Source organism: Pantoea sp. JK, from assembly GCF_026130245.1.
GTDB lineage: Bacteria > Pseudomonadota > Gammaproteobacteria > Enterobacterales > Enterobacteriaceae > Pantoea > Pantoea trifolii.
Genome location: NZ_JAINFN010000004.1, coordinates 329,815 through 348,038, shown reverse-complemented (window position 1 = coordinate 348,038; position 18,224 = coordinate 329,815). Strand labels below are relative to the sequence as shown.

Here is an 18,224-nt window from a genome sequence, read left to right as displayed (position 1 = left end):
TCGCGCAACCTTTTCCCCCTTGCATATTTTTTAAGCCAAGTTTCTTGGCCGGGATTCCTTTATATGAGCGAAAAATACGTCGTAACCTGGGACATGTTGCAAATCCATGCCCGTAAACTGGCCCAGCGCCTGCTTCCTGTGGAACAGTGGAAAGGTATCATCGCGGTAAGCCGTGGTGGTCTGGTTCCGGCATCGCTGCTGGCGCGTGAACTCGGTATTCGCTATGTCGATACCGTGTGCATCTCCAGCTACGATCACGATCATCAGCGCGAAATGAAAGTGCTGAAGCGTGCTGAAGGCGACGGTGAAGGCTTCATCGTCATTGACGACCTGGTGGATACCGGCGGCACCGCGCAGGCGATTCGCGATATGTATCCAAAAGCGCGTTTCTGCACCATCTTCGCCAAGCCAGCTGGCCGCGCGCTGGTGGACGACTACATTGTCGATATCCCGCAGAACACCTGGATCGAGCAGCCGTGGGACATGGGCGTGGTTTACATCCCGCCAATCGTTAAAGGCGCCTGATTGATGCATCGCAAACAACGCCCGGTTATGCCGGGCGTTGTGCTTTCTGCGCCTCGCGCGCATATCACGGGTGCAGTACACTCTTAGCCATCGCCACGTTGTTGGCAGGAGAATAGCTGAGATGTCTGATAAAAACCTGAGCGAAGAACTGTTCAAACCGCGTTTTAAACACCCGGAAACCTCCTCATTAGTGCACCGCCAGCATCACGCCGCCGTGCAGGTGCACAACGCCCTCGAAGGCGATACGCAGCGCGGCTGGTATCGCATGCTGAACAAGTTGCTGTGGACGTGGCGCGGGTTGTCGCCGCAGGAGATCAGCGAAGTGCTGGCGCGTATTGCGGTGAGCGAGTTTCAGCGCACCAATGAAGCCCTGCTCGATACCGTGATTGGTTATCGCGGTGGCAACTGGAATTACGAGTGGTCGAAGCAGGCAGCCATCTGGCAGCAGCGCGCGTTAGAAAGCGAGAACCATGACGACGCCGGTCAGCATTGGTTGCACGCCGCCAATCTGTTCAGCCTCGCGGCTTATCCTTATATTAAAGGCGATGAGCTGGCGGATCAGGCGCAGGTGCTGGCCAATCGCGCCTACGAAGAGGCCACGCAGCGTCTGCCGGGCGAACTGAAATCCCTGACCTTCCCCATGAGCGGCGGGAGTCCGGTAACCGGCTTCCTGCACATGCCAGCGCAGGCCGAAGCGCCATATCCCACGGTGCTGCTGTGCGGTGGGCTTGATTCGCTGCAAAGCGATCACTATCGCCTGTTCCATGACTATCTCGCGCCGCGCGGTATCGCCATGCTGACGCTGGATATGCCGTCGGTAGGCTTCAGCAGCAAATGGATGCTCAATCAGGACACCAGCCAGGTGCATCAGCAGGTGCTGCGTGAACTGAGCAATGTGCCGTGGATCGATCACACCCGCGTGGCGCTGCTGGGCTACCGTTTCGGTGCCAACGTGGCGACGCGTCTGGCTTATCTGGAAGTGCCGCGAGTCCGCGCGGTAGCGACGCTGGGGGCGATGGTGCACAGCGTGTTTGTCGATGCGCAGCAACAGCAGCAGCTGCCGGATATGTATATGGATATGCTGGCGAGCCGCCTCGGTATGTCGTCAACTTCGGACAGCAATCTGCGCATTGAGCTCAATCGCTACTCTCTGAAGGTGCAAGGTTTGCTCGGCCGCCGCACGCCAACGCCGATGCTGGCAGCTTATTGGCCGGATGATATTTTCGGTCCGGAAGCGGACGCGCAGTTGATCGCCAACTCCTCCTCGCAGGGCAAGACGCTGGCGATTCCGGCCAAGCCGGTTTTTGCCAGTTTTGACAAAGCGCTAAATCAAATTTGTGACTGGCTGGCAAAACAGTTGAAAAGCTAGCTGGCGAAATCCCTGAACTCTGCTACTACTTATATCCGGGATTTTCCATTTTTTAATTTAATGGAAAGCTGGAAGTGCAATTTAAAGGGTTAAGGGAAAAGAGATGACATTACCGAGTGGTCACCCCCGTAGTCGCCTGCTTAAGCGCTTCACCGAATTGGGGCCGTATATCCGTGAAGGCAAATGCGAAGAGACACGCTTCTTCTTCGATTGCCTGGCAGCGTGTGTCAATGTTAAGCCTGCACCAGAGCTACGTGAGTTTTGGGGCTGGTGGATGACGCTGGAAGCCTATGAAGATCACTTTACTTACGAATATCATTTTGGCCTGTTTGATAAAGCGGGTGATTGGGGCACGGCAACCATCAAAGGCAAAGAGAACAATGCCAAAGTGGAAAGCACGCTGCGTAATTTCCATGAGCGCTTGAAGGCGATGCTGCTGGAACAGAAACTCGATCTGCGTCCGGCGGAAGGCTTTAAAGAAGAGCCGGTGAAATTGAGCGCCTAATCAGTATTTAAGGGTTTAAACAGGAAAGAGCCGGTGATGAGCCGGCTCTTTTTTTATAGACACAGCGAGGGTACAGCTTACAGCTTAGAACTGATACGTCAGGCCAACCGCCACAACGTCATCGTTGTTTAGGTTCAGCTTGTTGTTGTCATCCAGCTGGTTGATTTTGTAATCCACGAAGGTCGACATGTTTTTGTTGAAGTAGTAAGTCATGCCCACGTCGATGTATTTAACCAGATCCTCGTCACCGATCCCTTCGATGTCTTTGCCTTTGGTCTGGATATAGCCGAGGGACGGACGCAGGCCGAAGTCGAACTGATACTGCGCGACCACTTCGAAGTTCTGCGCTTTGTTAGCAAAACCACGCGTGCCGATTGGCGTCATGTTGCGGGTTTCGGTGTAGATAGAAGCCAGGTAGATGCTGTTAGCATCGTATTTGATACCCGCGCCCCATGATTCCGCTTTATCACCGCGACCCAGCGCTTGCAGCTGCTGCTGGTTAGTACGGTCAGAAGAGGTGATGGCAGACATCAGGCTGATGCCGGTGTCAGCGATGGTGTAACCCAGTGACGCACCGTAACCGTCGCCGTTCTGGCGCGAAGTATCGGTGATGCTGCCACGGGCGTTGGCGCTGGTGGAGTCGTTTTTGCCCTGATATTGCAGCGCGAAGCGCAGGCCATCAACCAGACCAAAGAAGTTGCTGTTGCGGTAAGTTGCTACGCCAGTTGCACGCGCAGTCATGAAGTTATCGGTACGCGCCGTACCGTCACCGCCGAACTCTGGGAATACGTCAGTCCAGGCTTCTACGTCGTACAGCACGCCGTAGTTACGACCGTAGTCGAATGAACCGTATTGACCGAATTTCAGACCAGCAAAGCCCAGACGGGTTTTGTTGCCAGCGTTGGCGTCTGAACCTTCAGAGTTGTTCACGTTGTACTGATATTCCCACTGACCGTAACCGGTCATCAGGTCATTAATCTGCGTCTGGCCTTTGAAACCGATACGCACGTAAGATTTGTCGCCGTCGCTTGACGCGTTATCGCTGAAGTAGTGTTCAGCTTTAACACGGCCGTAGAAGTCCAGTTTATTACCGTCTTTGTTATACACTTCTGCGGCGTTTGCGGTGGAAGCCAGTGCCAGCGCTGATACAACTAATGCCAGTGTGCTCTTCTTCATTTTGCTATCAATCCCAATGAGTAAAATTTGTTGTACCCGTGAAAGGTTTTGTAAAACACGGAACTTTTTACCGGGTGGTGATGAACGTTTTATGACAGTTTTTCGGATTTCTTGTTAATCGCGAACTTTTGGTCTACCGCATTGTCAGGGGATTTTTGTGCTTTTCCCCTTGCTGTTGTTGGCTTCCTTGCTCACTCCTGATAAAACGTCCCTTCGCAGATTTTTTTCTTACATGGCAGGAAAAACATGAGTGGCAGTCAGACCCTTGTGGTCAAGTTGGGAACTAGTGTCCTCACCGGCGGTTCGCGTCGGTTGAATCGGGCGCACATGGTGGAGTTGGTTCGTCAGTGTGCGCAGTTGCACGCGGCAGGCCATCGCATTGTTATCGTCACCTCTGGCGCAATCGCTGCCGGACGCGAACACCTTGGTTACCCCGAACTGCCACCGACCATCGCCTCAAAGCAGCTGTTGGCTGCGGTGGGGCAGAGCCGTTTGATCCAGCTGTGGGAACAACTGTTCTCGATTTACGGTATTCACATCGGGCAGATGCTGCTGACGCGTGCCGATATGGAGGACCGTGAACGTTTCCTCTACGCGCGTGACATGTTGCGCGCGCTGCTCGACAACCACATCGTGCCGGTGATTAACGAGAACGATGCGGTGGCGACTGCCGAAATTAAAGTGGGCGACAATGACAATCTGTCGGCGCTGGCGGCGATGCTCGGTGGCGCAGATAAACTGCTGCTGCTGACCGATCAGCAAGGGCTGTTCACCGCCGATCCGCGTACCAATCCTGAAGCGGAGTTGATCAGCGACGTGCAACAGATTGACGATGCGTTACGCACCCTCGCGGGCGGCAGCGTATCCGGCCTGGGAACCGGCGGCATGGCAACCAAACTGCAGGCGGCGGACGTCGCTTGCCGCGCCGGCATTGATGTGATCATCGCCGCCGGCAGCCGTCCGGACGTGATCAGCGATGTGCTGCATGGCAAACCGGTCGGCACGCGTTTCCACGCGCAGCAATCGCCGCTGGAGAACCGTAAGCGCTGGATCTTCGGCGCACCGCCGGCAGGCGAAATCACCATTGATGATGGCGCGCTGGCCGCGATGCTGGAGCGCGGCAGTTCGCTGCTGCCAAAAGGTATCCGTGACGTGCAGGGCAACTTCTCGCGCGGTGAAGTGATCCGTATTCGTAACCTGCAAGGGCGCGATATCGCCCACGGCGTCACGCGTTATAACAGCGATGCCATGCGCATGATTGCCGGCCATCACAGCCAGGAAATCGGCGAGATCCTCGGTTACGAATATGGCCCGGTAGCGGTGCACCGCGACGACATGATCGTCAGTTAAGGAGCGGATGATGTTAGAAGAGATGGGTAAAGCGGCGCGTGCTGCGTCGTACAAACTGGCGGAACTCTCCACCGAACAAAAAAATCAGGTGCTGCTGAGCATCGCCGATCGTCTGGAAGCGGAAAGCGCGGACATTCTGGCAGCGAACGAGCAGGATCTGGCGGATGCGCGCCAAAACGGCATGAGCGAAGCGCTGCTCGATCGCCTGACGCTCAACCCGCAGCGCCTGAAAGGCATTGCCGATGACGTGCGTCAGGTGTGTCGCCTGGCGGATCCGGTTGGTCAGCTGATTGACGGCGGCCAGCTCGATAGCGGCTTGCGCATCGAACGTCGTCGCGTGCCGCTCGGCGTGGTTGGTGTGATTTATGAAGCGCGCCCTAACGTGACTGTTGATGTGGCATCGTTGTGCCTGAAAACCGGTAACGCGGCGATTCTGCGCGGCGGCAAAGAGACTTATCGCACCAACGCCGCCACGGTGCGCGTGATCCAGAATGCGCTGACCCAGCACGGTTTACCGGCGGGCGCGGTGCAGGCGATTGAAAACCCGGATCGCGAGCTGGTGAATCAGCTGCTGAAGCTTGATCGCTACGTCGATATGCTGATCCCCCGCGGCGGCGCGGGTTTGCACAAGCTGTGCCGTGAAAACTCCACCATTCCGGTGATCACCGGCGGCATCGGCGTGTGCCATCTCTATCTTGATGAAACCATGGAGACTGAGGCCGCGCTGGAAGTGATCGTTAATGCCAAGAAGCAGCGTCCAAGCGCCTGCAATTCGCTGGAAACGCTGCTGATCCATCGCGATCAGGTGGACAACTTCATTCCGGCTTTCCTGCAACGCATGGCGCAAGAGAAGATTGCGCTGCACGCCGACGAAAATGTGCTGGCGCTGCTGCAAAACGGTGCTGCCGAGGTGGTGGCGGTGCAAGCAGAAAATTATGATGACGAATGGTTGTCCAACGATCTGAACGTCAAGCTGGTGGCGGATATCGATGAAGCCATCGCGCATATACGTGAACACGGCACGCAGCACTCTGATGGCATTCTGACGCGCAGCATTGGCAACGCCAATCGCTTCGTCAACCAGGTTGACTCATCGGCGGTATACGTTAACGCCAGCACGCGCTTCACCGACGGCGGCCAGTTTGGCTTGGGTGCCGAAGTGGCGGTGAGCACGCAGAAGCTGCACGCGCGCGGTCCAATGGGACTTGAAGCGTTGACCACCTACAAATGGATAGGTTGGGGCGACGATACGCTGCGTCGTTAATGTTCGCCTCTGCATGACAATGGGCACCGAAAACGGTGCCCATTTTTTTTGCTTTCGATCCACTCATTCCAAGAGCTTTTTGATTTATTTCTGTCATCTATGGCGGGCTCGCGGCTTTTCACCCATTTTTTCCTTTAGATGCTGGTCTTATAGCTACAGAACAATCCTGAAAACCCCTGACAGAACAAGCGATATAGCACTGAACACTGGTTTCGGCCTAACCGAAAGGGATAATGATTGTCCAGCTTCATTGATAAAAGCGGTTGGGTAGTAAACTGCCGGTAATATAAAATGAACTGGTAGCAAAAATGAAAATAACATTCAGTCTTTTACTGAAGGCAGATTATTAACTGATGGTTAAAAAAGAGAGTACGAGACAAGCATTCACTGCCAGGCTGATTGCCGCATGCGAAAGCGCGGGAATTGTCGGACATGGACGAAACAAACAGGTTGCGCTTGCGCTGCAAGAAAGGGGATGCAAGATCTCAACGCCGGGGGTGTGGAAATGGTTTAACGGACAATCGATACCTGATGATAATAATTTACTGGCGCTTAGCCAGTTACTCGACGTGCGCGTTGAGTGGCTGCAATTTGGCATGGAAAAACCGGCCGCGTTGCTGACGCAGCGCAGTTTAGTCGATCCACAGCAGCTGTTTCGCGTTGAGAGTTTGGATATCGGCCAGCACGGCGTGCGCAGTAGTTCTACGCGCGATGAACTGGTGGAGACCATTCAAGCCATTGAATATGGGTTGGAAGAGGCGCGGGTGCTGTTTAACGGCCGCCCGGCCGAGAATATTCGCCTCATCGCACTCAACAGCGATTCGATGGCCGGCACCTTCGCGCCGCGCGATCAGCTGTTTGTCGATATCAGCGTGCATCGCTTCGACGGCGATGGCATTTATCTGTTCACGCTTGACGATCAGCTCTATCTCAAACGCCTGCAACTTCAGCACAAAAAGGTCGCGGTAATCTCCGATAATAAGCGCTATGAAACCTGGTACCTCACGCTGGAAGAAGCCAGGACGCTGCAAGTGGTGGCGCGGGTGATCATGAGCCAGGCGCGGGATTATCAAATACTGGGCTGATCACAAAACGCCAGATTGCGACAAAAAAATATTTTGGCTGAAATCATAAATTTAACTGCTGGTAAATAAAAAATTAACCATTGGTGTTTGCCAATGCATTAGAACCTGTTAATAATTTGAGCATGGATGGACAACATATCTGCTCACGGATGAGCCCGCTCTTAAACAATTGAGGCGCTGCACAAGCGCGATACATACCATCCAAAGTTAGTGAACTTTGGGATGGGGTGGATACGCACTTTGCAGCGTTGTCAGTTGCCCTCTGTTTTTCACTCTCCTCTACTTCACCCTGGCCGCGAATGCAGCCGGGCGAGTTGACGTCGAGTATTTTCCGGAGGAACAGCGAACGCGTCGGCATCAGCCGCATCGCCATGCCTGCCACCCCATCGCCTAAGACTCATTAACAGGAGGAGTTATGGCGATTATCCAATATGGGAAGTCAGTATTTACCGGCAATGCACGCACACGCCGCCATCGGCGACGTCAATCCCTCAGCCGCCTTAAGCGCAGCATCGATAGCGCACTCGGCATCGAATACGAAAATGTCACCCTACGTACTGCTGAACGCATCTGCCAGCGCCAGACGCTGTCGCGCGTGGATTGCGCCGTGTTAGCGCCTGCCCGCGTTCAGCAGGCGCAAGCGAGCGTCGATAACTGCTGTTTGCCCCACGTTTACTTGTACGCCGTGCGCTAAACCTGCATCACTTTCCCCAGTTTTAAACGGAACGTTCCATTGTTGCTCACTGTTTAACCATTCTTGAGCGTTTCGCTTACCAAACAACGCGCTCAATGCTGTAAACGATCAGCGGAATTTATGTTTTTTTGCTGTTTTGCGCAGCCATTTTCGGACTGTTGCGCCCGTCAAAGAGGAATTTCTATGAGCCAGATTATTGCCATCCTGAATTTCGAAGAGGGTTACCGCGAAGCGCCTTATCTCGACACACTGGGTTTTCCCACGGTCGCGGGCGGCATTCGCATCGGCCCAAAAGGAGCCTCGCTCAGCAACTACATCTTCCAGGTGCCGCGTCCGGTGGGCGATGTGTGGAAGCAGTGCATTGTTGAGGGCAAGGTGCAGCAGATGCATCAACGTGCGCTGGTGCAGCAGGCACTGGCCAAATGCAATGAAGCACGCTGCGATGTGCTGATCAGCATGGGCTATCAGCTGGGTATTGATGGATTGGCGATGTTTCGCAGCATGCTCACCGCGATTACTCAGGGCGACTTCAATAGTGCGGCGAACGCGATGCTCGATAGCCTGTGGGCGCGTCAAACCTCGGGCCGCGCGCGGCGCCATGCCGAAGTGATGCGCAGTGGCACCTATGACATCTATCGGGGACTGCTATGAATCTGAAATTGCTGATTTTTATTATTGCGGTGCTGCTGGTGATTATTGTGGTGCTGATCATGCAGCGTTTCACCACGCTGGAGTTCGTCAAACATGCGCGGCTGTTATTCAAAACCTGGTCGGTGTGGCTGGCGTCGCTCGGTTCGATGCTTAGCGCATGGGTGCAATCGTTTCCCAGCGCTGCGCTTGATGCCTGGAACAGCATGCCGCCCGATGTGAAAGAGATTCTGCCGCACAACTATTTGGGGCTGATTGGGGCCTTTATGGTGGCGATGGGCGTTATTGCTCAGTTCGTCCGCCAGAAAGGCCTTAACCAGCAGAAAATCGCCATGGAGGAAAAAGCATGACAATTCTCACCACATTGCTCGGCGGCAGCTGGCATTGGCTGGCCGCGCTGGCGGGCGTGATTGCCGCGCTGGTCGCCAGCTACTTCGGTGGCAAGAAAATCGGCAAGGTACAGCAAGCATCCAAATCCGCCGTCGAGCGCGCCGATAAAGCTGCGGCGCAAGCGGTAGCGGTTAACCAGCAGCAGCAACAGCTGCGCGAGGAGGCCAAACGTGTGGAAGCCAGCAACCTTAATCTTGATGACGCTGCTGCTCGCGACAAGTTGCAGCAGTCGAAATACCACCAGCCCTGAAGCTCCCGCCGTCATCGACTCAGCCTGCACCCTTTTTTCCCCGATTTACACCCACGGCAATGACGCCGAGCGCATGGACGTTCGCACCGTGCGCGCCATCAACAATCACAACGATCTTTGGGATCAGCACTGCGGCCAACCGGCTCACTAACGCTGCTCACTTGCATTTGCATTACCTACCCGAAAAGCCGAGGAGGCTATAATGATCGAAGTTAACTCTTACGCAGAACTGCGCACCACTGTTCCGGCCAAAAACGGCGATCTGGCATTCTTACGTCGTTACAACGCGGACTCCACCTTCCACGGTGGCGGTGATTTTACCGGTTTTATCGGCACCACAACGGCGGTGGAAGATGGCGGTACGCTGGTGATCGGTAACGGTTTTTACTGGAAACGCGTGATTAACGATCCGTCGGAGATCAACGTGTATCACTTCGGTGCCAAAGGCGATGGTTACGCCAACGATACCGACGCCTTTAACCGCATGCTGGCGTGGACGCAAAGCTATTCGGGCAATATCACCGCGTTGCCGGTGCGTTTCCCTGGCGGTAAATTCCTGATCAGCCCGATCGACATCAGCGGCACCGAGCGCGCCTTCTTTGGTTTGCAAGGCGATGATGTGGAGCTGGGTTCGTTGCCGCGTACCACCATTATTTCCGACAAAAGTGCCAACACGGTGTTCAAGGTGAAGGCGCGTCGTACCTCCATCCGAGGTATTGCGTGGAACGGCCAGGCATCGGCCGATATCACCACCAACAAAAGCACCATCACCTCCGATATGTGCAGCAACGTGCAGCCGTTCTTCGAAAACACCTGCATCGAAGGCACCACCGTCAATATCTACTGTTTCCGCGCGCAGAATAACGGCGGTACGGTGATTAAAGTACTGGATACCCTCGACAGTAAATTCGACCAGATTTACACCCTGTATACCTATGCGCGCGTGTTTGATGTTGGCTGGTCAAACTCGCCTAAAGGCGCGTGGGATCACTCCACGGCGATTGAACTGTGTAACTGTAACTTCCAGACCGGTTACGGCGACGCCACGCTCTACATGCCGCGCGTGACGCAGGGGATTATTCGCAACGTGTGGATCGAACACACGCGTAATCCGGGCGATCTCTCTGACGGCGGCTGGACGGTGGATACGCTGAACATTGAGGATTGCGGCACGCCGTTGAACCTCAACAATGCGCGCGTGGTGATCCGCCAGCTCAACCTGCAATCCGGCGCGAAACTCAGCCTGGATGCCGCCGCCGGACGTTGGTTGTCCACCTTTGAATATGGCTATCGTCGCGACGAAAACTACGGCACCTTCATGACCGGATCGCTGCGCGCCGGCTATTACAGCGGCTACAAAATTACCAATAACACCGATACCGATAATTGGTACCGCGTCGGGCAGCTGTTCTTCCCGAACGCCAACCAGCAGTGGGTGATGGAGTTTATTGGTAAAGCGGATGCCACCCAGCCCACCGGCACAGCGGGTTCGCCGGTCAACGTGGCGGCGACCGGCAAAACCTGGGTCAATCTGCAGCGCCTGGAAACAGTGTGGGCCGATGCCTATCACATGGGGCAACCTGCGGTGCTGGATATTCGTTACAGCCGTGTCGGCACCACCTATGCGGCGGTGTGGGTAAAACTGCGCGCCAACAGTGGCGATACCATGCTGAACCTGAAATGTACCGGTCCAACGCGTTTCGATACCGGTTCCTGCTCGCTGTTCCAGCAGGACTTCTCGGTGGTGACCGATACCACCAAGCTGGGTGGATTCAAGCCGGCGGCGCGTTTTGGTTTGCATAATGGATTGGCGGGAATTGGGGCGAATGAGAAAGGGGTGCTAACTGTCGCGACGGCAGCCGGCACACCGACCAACAAAACGGCGCCGACGGGCTTTGTGCTGGTCAACATTAACGGTGTCGATCGTAAACTTCCTTATTACGATTGAGGGCTGGCATCTTTTTGGCGAGGCTTCGGCCTCGCTTTTTTTTTGCAAAAATTGTTTGAAAAGTGTGCGGTGATGAATAAGGTCGCCATAAATGACGACCCTACGGTTATATGGAGAGGTTTTCGTAGGGTCGCCATATATGGCGACCTGGTTGAACATTACCCTTTCGGGAAGATCCACACATGGTTTTCCGGCAACGCCAGATGGCAGTGCTGCGGATCGCGCACCTCGGTGCCGTAGGCGCGAATCACAAAATCATCGCCGGAGGTGCGGAACAAATATTCCCAACGATCGCCGAGATACATGCTGGTGAGCAGCGGCAGTTCCAGCTGGTTTTCGCCCGGCCCCTCAACAAGTTTCACGCGCTCGACGCGGATCACCGCCGTGGCATCCTGACCGCTTTGCACACCTGCGCCTGCCAATCCCCACAATGCCCAGCCTTTGCCCTCGATGCGCGCTTTGCCGTCGCGCAACTCGGTGATTTTGCCGTGCAGCCGATTATTACTGCCCATGAACTCGGCGGTGAACAGGGTTTTTGGCGAGCCGTACATCTCCTGCGGCGTGCCTTGCTGTTCGATTTTGCCGTTATTGAGCAGCAAGATACGGTCGGAAATCGCCATCGCCTCATTCTGATCGTGCGTCACCATTAACGCCGATAAGCCCAGCTTGATAATCAACTCGCGCAGGAACACGCGCGCCTCTTCGCGCAGTTTGGCGTCGAGGTTCGACAATGGTTCATCCAGCAGGATCACCGGCGGGTTGTACACCAGCGCACGGCCAATCGCTACACGCTGCTGCTGACCGCCAGAAAGCTGGTGCGGATGGCGTTTGCCGAGGTGGCCGAGGCCAAGCTGGTTCAACACATCCTGCACGCGTTGAGTGATCTCCGCCGCCGCCACTTTGCGCAGCTTCAGCGGATAGGCCACGTTCTCGAACACGGTTTTGTGTGGCCACAGCGCGTAGGACTGGAACACCAATCCCAGATTACGTTCTTCCGCTGGGATCTCGCTACGCGGCGTTCCGGCGTAAACCGTATTGTTGCCAATCACAATCGTGCCCTGAGTCGGCTTCTCCAGCCCGGCGACCGCGCGCAGCAGTGTAGTTTTGCCACTGCCGGACGGGCCAAGCAGGGAAACCACTTCGCCACGCTGCAAATTCATCGACACGCCTTTCAGCACCGGATTGTCGCCGTACGTTAAGTGCAGGTTCTCGACCGATAATTCAATCATGTAATTTGACTCCAAATCGCAGGGCAATACCCAATCCGACCACGACCAGCAGGATGTTAATAAAGGAGAGTGCGGCAACGATATCAATCGCGCCCGCCGCCCACAGGGAAACCAGCATTGAGCCGATGGTTTCCGTGCCGGGCGAAAGCAGATACACGCCGGTGGAATATTCGCGCTCGAAAATCAGGAACATCAGCAACCATGAGCCAATCAGGCCGTAGCGGGATAACGGAATGGTAACGTGACGCGTAATCTGTCCGCGCGTGGCGCCGGTGCTGCGTGCCGCTTCTTCCAGTTCCGGCCCCACTTGTAATAGCGTTGAGGAGATCAGGCGCAGGCCATACGCCATCCACACCACGGTGTAGGCCAGCCAGACGCTGAAGATGGTGCTGCGCAGCGAACGCAGCCAGACGATCAGGTGATCGCGCAGCCACTGTGACCAGACGAAATCCGATAGCCAGCCCGATTTGAGCGAGTTATCCAGCCACATCGGCAGGAACAGGAACACCCAGAGAAACGCCAGACCGGCCAGCAAACCCGGCACCGCACGCGGCACCAGCACGCTGTAATCAAGGAAGCGCGTGGTGTTATCGGGTTTTCGGTGCATGGCGATACCGATAAACAGATAACAACCCACCGCCAGCGCACCGCCGATCACGCCAATTGCCATTGAGTTGACGATTGCGCGCAGCAGGTTGGGCTGCGCCCAGATGGTCTGGAAGGTCTTGATCGACAGCTCATCCCAGATCGAAACGCCAACGCCCCAGTTAGAGATAAACGCACGCAGCACCACGCCCAGCAGCGGTACGCCAATGGTCACCGTCAGCCAGAACGCCACGACTGCGCCCGCCACCCAGCGCCATTTGCCCAGCGGCAGCGCACGCGCCTGGGAAGCTTTACCTTTCACGGTGACAAAGCGGTTAGCGGTGCGCATCAGGCGGCGTTGCAGCATCACCAGCGGAATGGTGATACAAATCAGCACCACCGCCACCGCAGCCATCAGGTGATAGGACGGCGTACCGAGTTTATTGGTCAGCTGATAGAGATAGGTGGCCAGCACCATGTTGCCTTCAGGATCGCCCAGCACCAGCATCAGGCCGAACACTTCCAGCCCGAGGAAGAACAGCAGCACGATGGCATACAGAATGGACGGGCGTACCATCGGCAAGCTCACTGCCGTCATCACCTGCAACGGCGAAGCACCCGAAATACGCGCCGCTTCTTCCACATCCGATCCCACGCTGCGCAGGGCAGAAGAGATATACAGATAGGCGTGCGGGACGTGCGTCAGACCAGCGATCACCACGATGCTCGACATGTCGTAGATATTCCACGGCACGAACCCCAGCAGTGATTGCGCCCACAGCGAGAAGAATCCCACCGGGCCCGCCGCCACCACATATCCAAAGCCCAGCACCATCGGCGAGACAAAAATGGGCACGAGGATCAGCGGTTCAATGATGCGTCGGCCGGGGAGATCGGTTCGCACCATCAGGAACGCCAGAATACCGCCCAGTGGAATGGCGATGATCACCAGCCCAAAGGCGAGAATAAATCCGCTGCGTAGCGCTTTGTAGAAGTCGGGATCGGTGAAAATAAATGCAAACGATTCCAGGCTCCACTCTTTCGACGGCGCAAAGAACGGCGCGGATAAGAAACTTTGTATGACGATAAACGACAGCGGGACGTAGATAACCAGCGCGGTTATCAGCACCACAACGCCGCGCGGCAGGCTTTGCCACTTTCTATGCAATGTACGCATATTGACACCCTGAATGGCGAAATCAGATAAGAGAAAGCTGAGCGCGGCGCAGTCGCCGCGCTTCATAACGGCGGTTATTTACCGGCGGCTTCGCGCCACTGTTTGATGTAATCCAGACGTTTTTTCGGTTGCAGATATTCCAGCAGGCTTTCATCAACCGGGATCGGTTTCAGCGCGTTGCCCAACATTTTGGTCATGCCATCAATGTCGTTTTTGCCTTCAATATCGTTGCGCAGGGAAGGGATGTCGGCCTGATTCGCCAGAATGCTTTGTCCTTTCTCAGACAGCACGTAATCGAGCCACAGTTTGGCGGCATGGCTGTTTTGCGCTTGCGAGCTGATGAACGAAACGCGTGATAGCACCAGCGTGTAATCCTTCGGATAAGAGATGCCCAGCGACGGATCGGTTTTAGCGCGCGCTTCGGCGTAAGAACCGAGGATGTTGAAGCCGATCAGGTTTTCACCGGATGAGACCCTTTCCATCATGGTGCCGGTGGAAGACTGCACGGCTAAACCGCCTTTCGCCACGTCGGCCAGGGTTTTGAAGTAGTTGGGATCGGCTTTGTAATCCTGCACTGAAAGCATGAAACCCAGTCCCGATTTCTCAATATCGTAGGTAGTGACTTTGCTCTTGAATTTGTCGGTCTGGCTGGCGATCAGCTTGGCCAGCGCGGTGTGTGAATCGGGCACATCACCCGCCGGGATCAGGCGCTTGTTATAGATGAACACCACCGGTTCGTAGGTGGTGCCGTAGGCTTTGTTGTTCCACACCGCCCACTTCGGCAGCTGCGCCAGTTCAGGGGATTTGTACTCCTGCGCGTAGTCGGTCGCCAGCTTCAGACCGGTATCCATGGAGGAGCTCCACACCACGTCGCCGCTGGTGCCGCCCGAGGCTTGTTCGCTGATAAAACGGTTGTACAGCTCGGTGCTGTTCATATCGTTATATTCAACTTTGATGCCGGGATAGGTGGCTTCGAAGCCCTTGATCAGCGGACCGGCAGCTTTGATGTCGGTGGTGGAGTAAACCACCACTTTGCCTTCTTTAGTGGCGGCATCAATCACGCTTTGATAATCCGCTGGATAGCCTTGCGGCGGGGCAGCAACCGCTGACATAGACACAAAAACAGTTGCAGCAATCAGAGACAGAGGGAAAGTGTTCGACATTATAATTAACCTTTTAGTTACATTTGAGGAACTAAAGGTCAACATAGCCTATCGACTTTTCCACACAAGAGGTGACGGATTGTTATCTTCACGAAGTGTGATTGTTGGCGTCGTTTAGGCAATTAACACCATAAAAACCACGACAGGCCGCGCGCGCGATCTGCGCCAGATCACAGGATTTTGCGGTACATCCGTCGCGGATGGCCAATGTTGCCGTACTGCATTTCGACGCCGATAAAACCGATCTCCACGCAATATTCCAGGTAGCGACGACCGGTGGTTTTACTGATGCCAACGCGTTCTACTACCTGTTCAACCGACCAGCTACTTTCTGGTGCAGCGCTAAAGAAGCTTTTCACCCGATCCAGCGTTATGGTTTCAATCCCTTTGGTCGAAGGCGCTGACGGCGCATCACTGGCTGGCAAATTAAACAGCTTATCCAGCGCCTGCTGATCAACGTTTTTCATCTGGCGCATGGTCTGCACCAGCAGCATAAAGCGTTCCAGCGATGCGCGCAGGCGATGGAAAAACACCGGTTTTAACAGGTAGTCGAATGCACCGCTGCGCATCGCATGGCTACAGGTTTGCATGTCGCTGGCGGCGGTGATGAAGATCACCGAGCACTCAAAGCGCTTTAGCAGCGGATCGTCAATCAACGTCACGCCCTGACCATCCGGCAAATAGTTATCGAGCAGCAGCAGCCGTGGCTGATGTAATGTAATCAGCTCACGCGCCTGCGCCAGCGTAGCGGCAATACCGACCACGCGCAGATGAAAGTTCTGCTCAATATATTCACGATGCAGATCGGCCAGATGCGGCTCATCTTCCACAATCACCACATCAAGCGGCTTAGCATTATTCATGAGAAAGTCCTGTTAACGCGGCGGGCTGGAACGGGATAAACACCGAGAAAATGGTGCCCTGTGGTGAATTCTCGCTGATCTCAATGCTGCCGCCCGCCTGCTGTACATAACCCGCCGCCAGATAAAGGCCGATGCCGTGTTCTGCACCCAGCATATCGTCGCCGCTGTTGGGTTTACTGGTGACGCCTTGCTCAAACAAGTGCGGTTTAATGCTGTCATCAATGCCGCAACCCTGATCGGCCACTTCGATTAACAGCTCCTGATTACGACCGGAAATATATAACTCAACCGGTGTCGCGGGCGTTCTGGCGTTGAGCGTGGCGTCCACCGCGTTATCCAGCAGATTGCCAATCACCGACATCAACGCCGTTTCACTCAGCGCGGCAGGAATGCGACTCAACTGGCAGGCGGGGTCAAATTTCAGCTCGACGCCTTTTTCCCGCGCGCTGACATATTTCCCCAGCAGCAGCCCACAAAGCGCGGGCGAGGTGAAGCGCGCCGAGACAAAATCCAGCACCTGCTGCGCGCCAGCAGATTGCGCGTGGATGTAGCGCATCGCGTCGTCGTAGCGCTGCATCTGCAGCAGGCCGACCAGCGTGGCGGTCCAGTTCAGCTGTTCATGACGCATGATGCGCAGATTATCCGCGTAGCGTTTCACCTGACTGAGCTGGCTGCTCAATGTGTTGATGTCGTTTTTATCGCGGAAGCTGCACACCCAGCCGCCTGGCTCGCCGGGTTCCAGCTCAATCGCCACCCGGTTAACAATCACCTGACGCTGATTGAGCACGGTGATGTGATCATGGGTTTTCACCTCATGCTGGCTTAAAAACGCCGGATGGATTTGCAGTACCTGATCCAGCGGTTTCCCCAGCAGTTCACTCTCACTCTGCTGGATATCCAGCAACTCGCGTGCAGCGCGGTTGATAAGAATCAGTTGCCGCTCCGCGTTCACCGCAAACACCCCTTCATACATCGCTTCCAGCAGCGCTTTTTGTTGCAGCACCAGCAGGGCGATATCTTTCGGCTCCAGCCAGAACATCTGTTTTTTCAGGTTGCGGCTAAACATCCACGAAAAGATAAACAGCAGCAGCAACAGCGCCACACCATACAGGCTGGCCTGCCACAGTAAGCTGACATTGATATTGGCAATATAGGAGGTGAGATAACCCACCGAGACAATGCCAATCACCTGATGCTGCGTATTAAAGATCGGTGCCTTGCTGCGCAGCGACACGCCGATGCCGCCTTTGCGCACCGAAATAATGGTTTTGCCCTGCAGCACCTCCGCATTGTCGCCGCCAATCATCGGTAAATTGAGGCGCTCCGGTGATTCCGAGTGATAGAGATGCTGTTCCTGCGTGTCGCCAATCACGATGTAGCTGGCATCGCTTTGGTTGCGCAGCGGCTGGATCAACGCCGCGATACCGGCGATATCGCGGCGCGCCACTTTCTCCGCCAGACCGGGCATCAGCGCAATCTCACTGGCCTGCACTCGCGCGCGCTGTCCCAAATCGTGATGCAGTTGACGATCGATAAAATGAAACAGAATGGTGCCCAGCAAGGCGAGTAGCAGGCAGGAAAACAGCACCAGCGACAGGAAGAGTTTTACCTGAAAAGATAATCTGCGTTTCATACAACCTGCAGTAAAGAGAAACTGGAGAGAGGCATGGCTGGAGACTAGCACGCGAAAATGCGCACAGTGACAGACTATCAGCAAAGTTGTGAGCTGGCTTCAATCCCGGCGCGGCTTAGGCGCTGGTTTCTGTTGGCACGATGTCAGAGATATTCCCATCTTATTCCTGGTCATCGCCTGCTGCGGCGCTAATCAATCAATAAAAAACCCATTCACCCCGGCTAATCTATGCGCCGCTATTTAATCCCTCCTTTCTCTGAGTAAATTCCGTTTTAACCCGGCAGCCATTGACCTTATAACCCCGAGTGGTGAGAATGCCGGGAAAAGTTTTGAATTAGATCGCAAATTTTGGGCATCAAGCCTCTTGCAG

General features: G+C 55.2%; 18 protein-coding genes. 11 read left to right on the top strand and 7 right to left on the bottom strand.

Annotated elements, in window-relative coordinates; genetic code table 11:
• Positions 1-63: 63 nt before the first annotated feature.
• The 3 genes from gpt (at position 64) to crl (ending at position 2,399) form a co-directional block, all read left to right on the top strand.
• Complete coding sequence (gpt, locus tag PanJK_RS12070) at positions 64-525, top strand: xanthine phosphoribosyltransferase (RefSeq protein ID WP_008108942.1); 462 nt, start codon at positions 64-66, stop codon at positions 523-525.
• Between the two features lie 121 nt (positions 526-646).
• Entirely contained in the window at positions 647-1,894 is a 1,248-nt protein-coding gene (frsA, locus tag PanJK_RS12065; RefSeq protein ID WP_265299909.1) for an esterase FrsA, read from the top strand.
• Positions 1,895-1,997: 103 nt separating this feature from the next.
• Positions 1,998-2,399 carry a sigma factor-binding protein Crl gene (gene crl / locus PanJK_RS12060; protein ID WP_256695716.1) on the top strand — a complete coding sequence of 134 codons (402 nt, stop codon included), beginning with the start codon at positions 1,998-2,000 and terminating at the stop codon, positions 2,397-2,399.
• A gap of 84 nt (positions 2,400-2,483) precedes the next feature.
• Here the strand turns inward: crl and ompC are convergent, their stop codons facing one another.
• Positions 2,484-3,575 (bottom strand): porin OmpC, encoded by a 1,092-nt coding sequence (ompC, locus tag PanJK_RS12055; protein ID WP_265299907.1) that lies wholly within the window; start codon positions 3,573-3,575, stop codon positions 2,484-2,486.
• A gap of 246 nt (positions 3,576-3,821) precedes the next feature.
• Between ompC and proB the strand changes: the two genes are divergently transcribed.
• From proB to PanJK_RS12040, 3 genes are all read left to right on the top strand, one after another.
• Positions 3,822-4,925 carry a glutamate 5-kinase gene (gene proB, locus PanJK_RS12050; RefSeq protein WP_256695717.1) on the top strand — a complete coding sequence of 368 codons (1,104 nt, stop codon included), beginning with the start codon at positions 3,822-3,824 and terminating at the stop codon, positions 4,923-4,925.
• 10 nt (positions 4,926-4,935) lie between these two features.
• Positions 4,936-6,189 carry a glutamate-5-semialdehyde dehydrogenase gene (proA, locus tag PanJK_RS12045; RefSeq protein ID WP_265300002.1) on the top strand — a complete coding sequence of 418 codons (1,254 nt, stop codon included), beginning with the start codon at positions 4,936-4,938 and terminating at the stop codon, positions 6,187-6,189.
• A 353-nt stretch (positions 6,190-6,542) separates the two neighbouring features.
• On the top strand, positions 6,543-7,274 hold the full coding sequence (locus PanJK_RS12040) for a S24 family peptidase (protein ID WP_305961163.1): 732 nt from the start codon (positions 6,543-6,545) through the stop codon (positions 7,272-7,274).
• A gap of 73 nt (positions 7,275-7,347) precedes the next feature.
• Here PanJK_RS12040 and PanJK_RS12035 read toward each other — a convergent pair whose 3' ends face one another.
• Positions 7,348-7,647: a hypothetical protein gene (locus tag PanJK_RS12035; RefSeq protein WP_256695719.1), complete on the bottom strand. Its 300-nt coding sequence runs from the start codon at positions 7,645-7,647 to the stop codon at positions 7,348-7,350.
• Between the two features lie 42 nt (positions 7,648-7,689).
• Between PanJK_RS12035 and PanJK_RS12030 the strand changes: the two genes are divergently transcribed.
• From PanJK_RS12030 to PanJK_RS12010, 5 genes are all read left to right on the top strand, one after another.
• The gene (locus tag PanJK_RS12030) at positions 7,690-7,968 is read left to right on the top strand and encodes a hypothetical protein (protein ID WP_256695720.1); all 279 of its coding nucleotides are present in this window, start codon (positions 7,690-7,692) and stop codon (positions 7,966-7,968) included.
• Between the two features lie 183 nt (positions 7,969-8,151).
• Entirely contained in the window at positions 8,152-8,619 is a 468-nt protein-coding gene (locus PanJK_RS12025) for a glycoside hydrolase family protein (RefSeq protein ID WP_256695721.1), read from the top strand.
• Entirely contained in the window at positions 8,616-8,966 is a 351-nt protein-coding gene (locus PanJK_RS12020) for a hypothetical protein (protein ID WP_008108960.1), read from the top strand. Before PanJK_RS12025 ends, PanJK_RS12020 begins: the two co-directional genes overlap by 4 nt.
• Positions 8,963-9,256 carry a hypothetical protein gene (locus PanJK_RS12015; protein WP_256695722.1) on the top strand — a complete coding sequence of 98 codons (294 nt, stop codon included), beginning with the start codon at positions 8,963-8,965 and terminating at the stop codon, positions 9,254-9,256. Before PanJK_RS12020 ends, PanJK_RS12015 begins: the two co-directional genes overlap by 4 nt.
• A 202-nt stretch (positions 9,257-9,458) precedes the next feature.
• Positions 9,459-11,204 carry a glycosyl hydrolase family 28-related protein gene (locus PanJK_RS12010; RefSeq protein WP_256695723.1) on the top strand — a complete coding sequence of 582 codons (1,746 nt, stop codon included), beginning with the start codon at positions 9,459-9,461 and terminating at the stop codon, positions 11,202-11,204.
• A gap of 158 nt (positions 11,205-11,362) precedes the next feature.
• On the opposite strand, the gene PanJK_RS12005 is transcribed toward PanJK_RS12010, so the two are convergent.
• The 5 genes from PanJK_RS12005 to PanJK_RS11985 form a co-directional block, all read right to left on the bottom strand.
• Complete coding sequence (locus PanJK_RS12005; protein ID WP_256695725.1) at positions 11,363-12,433, bottom strand: ABC transporter ATP-binding protein; 1,071 nt, start codon at positions 12,431-12,433, stop codon at positions 11,363-11,365.
• Positions 12,426-14,195, bottom strand: coding sequence for an ABC transporter permease (locus tag PanJK_RS12000; protein WP_265299900.1), 1,770 nt, complete (start codon positions 14,193-14,195; stop codon positions 12,426-12,428). Before PanJK_RS12000 ends, PanJK_RS12005 begins: the two co-directional genes overlap by 8 nt.
• 74 nt (positions 14,196-14,269) lie before the next feature.
• Complete coding sequence (locus PanJK_RS11995) at positions 14,270-15,358, bottom strand: ABC transporter substrate-binding protein (RefSeq protein WP_265299898.1); 1,089 nt, start codon at positions 15,356-15,358, stop codon at positions 14,270-14,272.
• Between the two features lie 170 nt (positions 15,359-15,528).
• Positions 15,529-16,221, bottom strand: a complete 693-nt coding sequence (locus PanJK_RS11990) for a response regulator (RefSeq protein WP_265299896.1) — start codon at positions 16,219-16,221, stop codon at positions 15,529-15,531.
• On the bottom strand, positions 16,214-17,854 hold the full coding sequence (locus tag PanJK_RS11985) for a sensor histidine kinase (protein WP_265299894.1): 1,641 nt from the start codon (positions 17,852-17,854) through the stop codon (positions 16,214-16,216). Before PanJK_RS11985 ends, PanJK_RS11990 begins: the two co-directional genes overlap by 8 nt.
• Positions 17,855-18,224: the final 370 nt, after the last annotated feature.

Bases quoted from the DNA above. Each gene is read 5' to 3' on its own strand.
- gpt (WP_008108942.1), top strand. From the start codon at position 64: ATGAGCGAAAAATACGTCGTAACCTGGGACATGTTGCAAATCCATGCC.
- frsA (WP_265299909.1), top strand. From the start codon at position 647: ATGTCTGATAAAAACCTGAGCGAAGAACTGTTCAAACCGCGTTTTAAA.
- crl (WP_256695716.1), top strand. From the start codon at position 1,998: ATGACATTACCGAGTGGTCACCCCCGTAGTCGCCTGCTTAAGCGCTTC.
- ompC (WP_265299907.1), bottom strand. From the start codon at position 3,575: ATGAAGAAGAGCACACTGGCATTAGTTGTATCAGCGCTGGCACTGGCT.
- proB (WP_256695717.1), top strand. From the start codon at position 3,822: ATGAGTGGCAGTCAGACCCTTGTGGTCAAGTTGGGAACTAGTGTCCTC.
- proA (WP_265300002.1), top strand. From the start codon at position 4,936: ATGTTAGAAGAGATGGGTAAAGCGGCGCGTGCTGCGTCGTACAAACTG.
- PanJK_RS12040 (WP_305961163.1), top strand. From the start codon at position 6,543: ATGGTTAAAAAAGAGAGTACGAGACAAGCATTCACTGCCAGGCTGATT.
- PanJK_RS12035 (WP_256695719.1), bottom strand. From the start codon at position 7,647: ATGGCGATGCGGCTGATGCCGACGCGTTCGCTGTTCCTCCGGAAAATA.
- PanJK_RS12030 (WP_256695720.1), top strand. From the start codon at position 7,690: ATGGCGATTATCCAATATGGGAAGTCAGTATTTACCGGCAATGCACGC.
- PanJK_RS12025 (WP_256695721.1), top strand. From the start codon at position 8,152: ATGAGCCAGATTATTGCCATCCTGAATTTCGAAGAGGGTTACCGCGAA.
- PanJK_RS12020 (WP_008108960.1), top strand. From the start codon at position 8,616: ATGAATCTGAAATTGCTGATTTTTATTATTGCGGTGCTGCTGGTGATT.
- PanJK_RS12015 (WP_256695722.1), top strand. From the start codon at position 8,963: ATGACAATTCTCACCACATTGCTCGGCGGCAGCTGGCATTGGCTGGCC.
- PanJK_RS12010 (WP_256695723.1), top strand. From the start codon at position 9,459: ATGATCGAAGTTAACTCTTACGCAGAACTGCGCACCACTGTTCCGGCC.
- PanJK_RS12005 (WP_256695725.1), bottom strand. From the start codon at position 12,433: ATGATTGAATTATCGGTCGAGAACCTGCACTTAACGTACGGCGACAAT.
- PanJK_RS12000 (WP_265299900.1), bottom strand. From the start codon at position 14,195: ATGCGTACATTGCATAGAAAGTGGCAAAGCCTGCCGCGCGGCGTTGTG.
- PanJK_RS11995 (WP_265299898.1), bottom strand. From the start codon at position 15,358: ATGTCGAACACTTTCCCTCTGTCTCTGATTGCTGCAACTGTTTTTGTG.
- PanJK_RS11990 (WP_265299896.1), bottom strand. From the start codon at position 16,221: ATGAATAATGCTAAGCCGCTTGATGTGGTGATTGTGGAAGATGAGCCG.
- PanJK_RS11985 (WP_265299894.1), bottom strand. From the start codon at position 17,854: ATGAAACGCAGATTATCTTTTCAGGTAAAACTCTTCCTGTCGCTGGTG.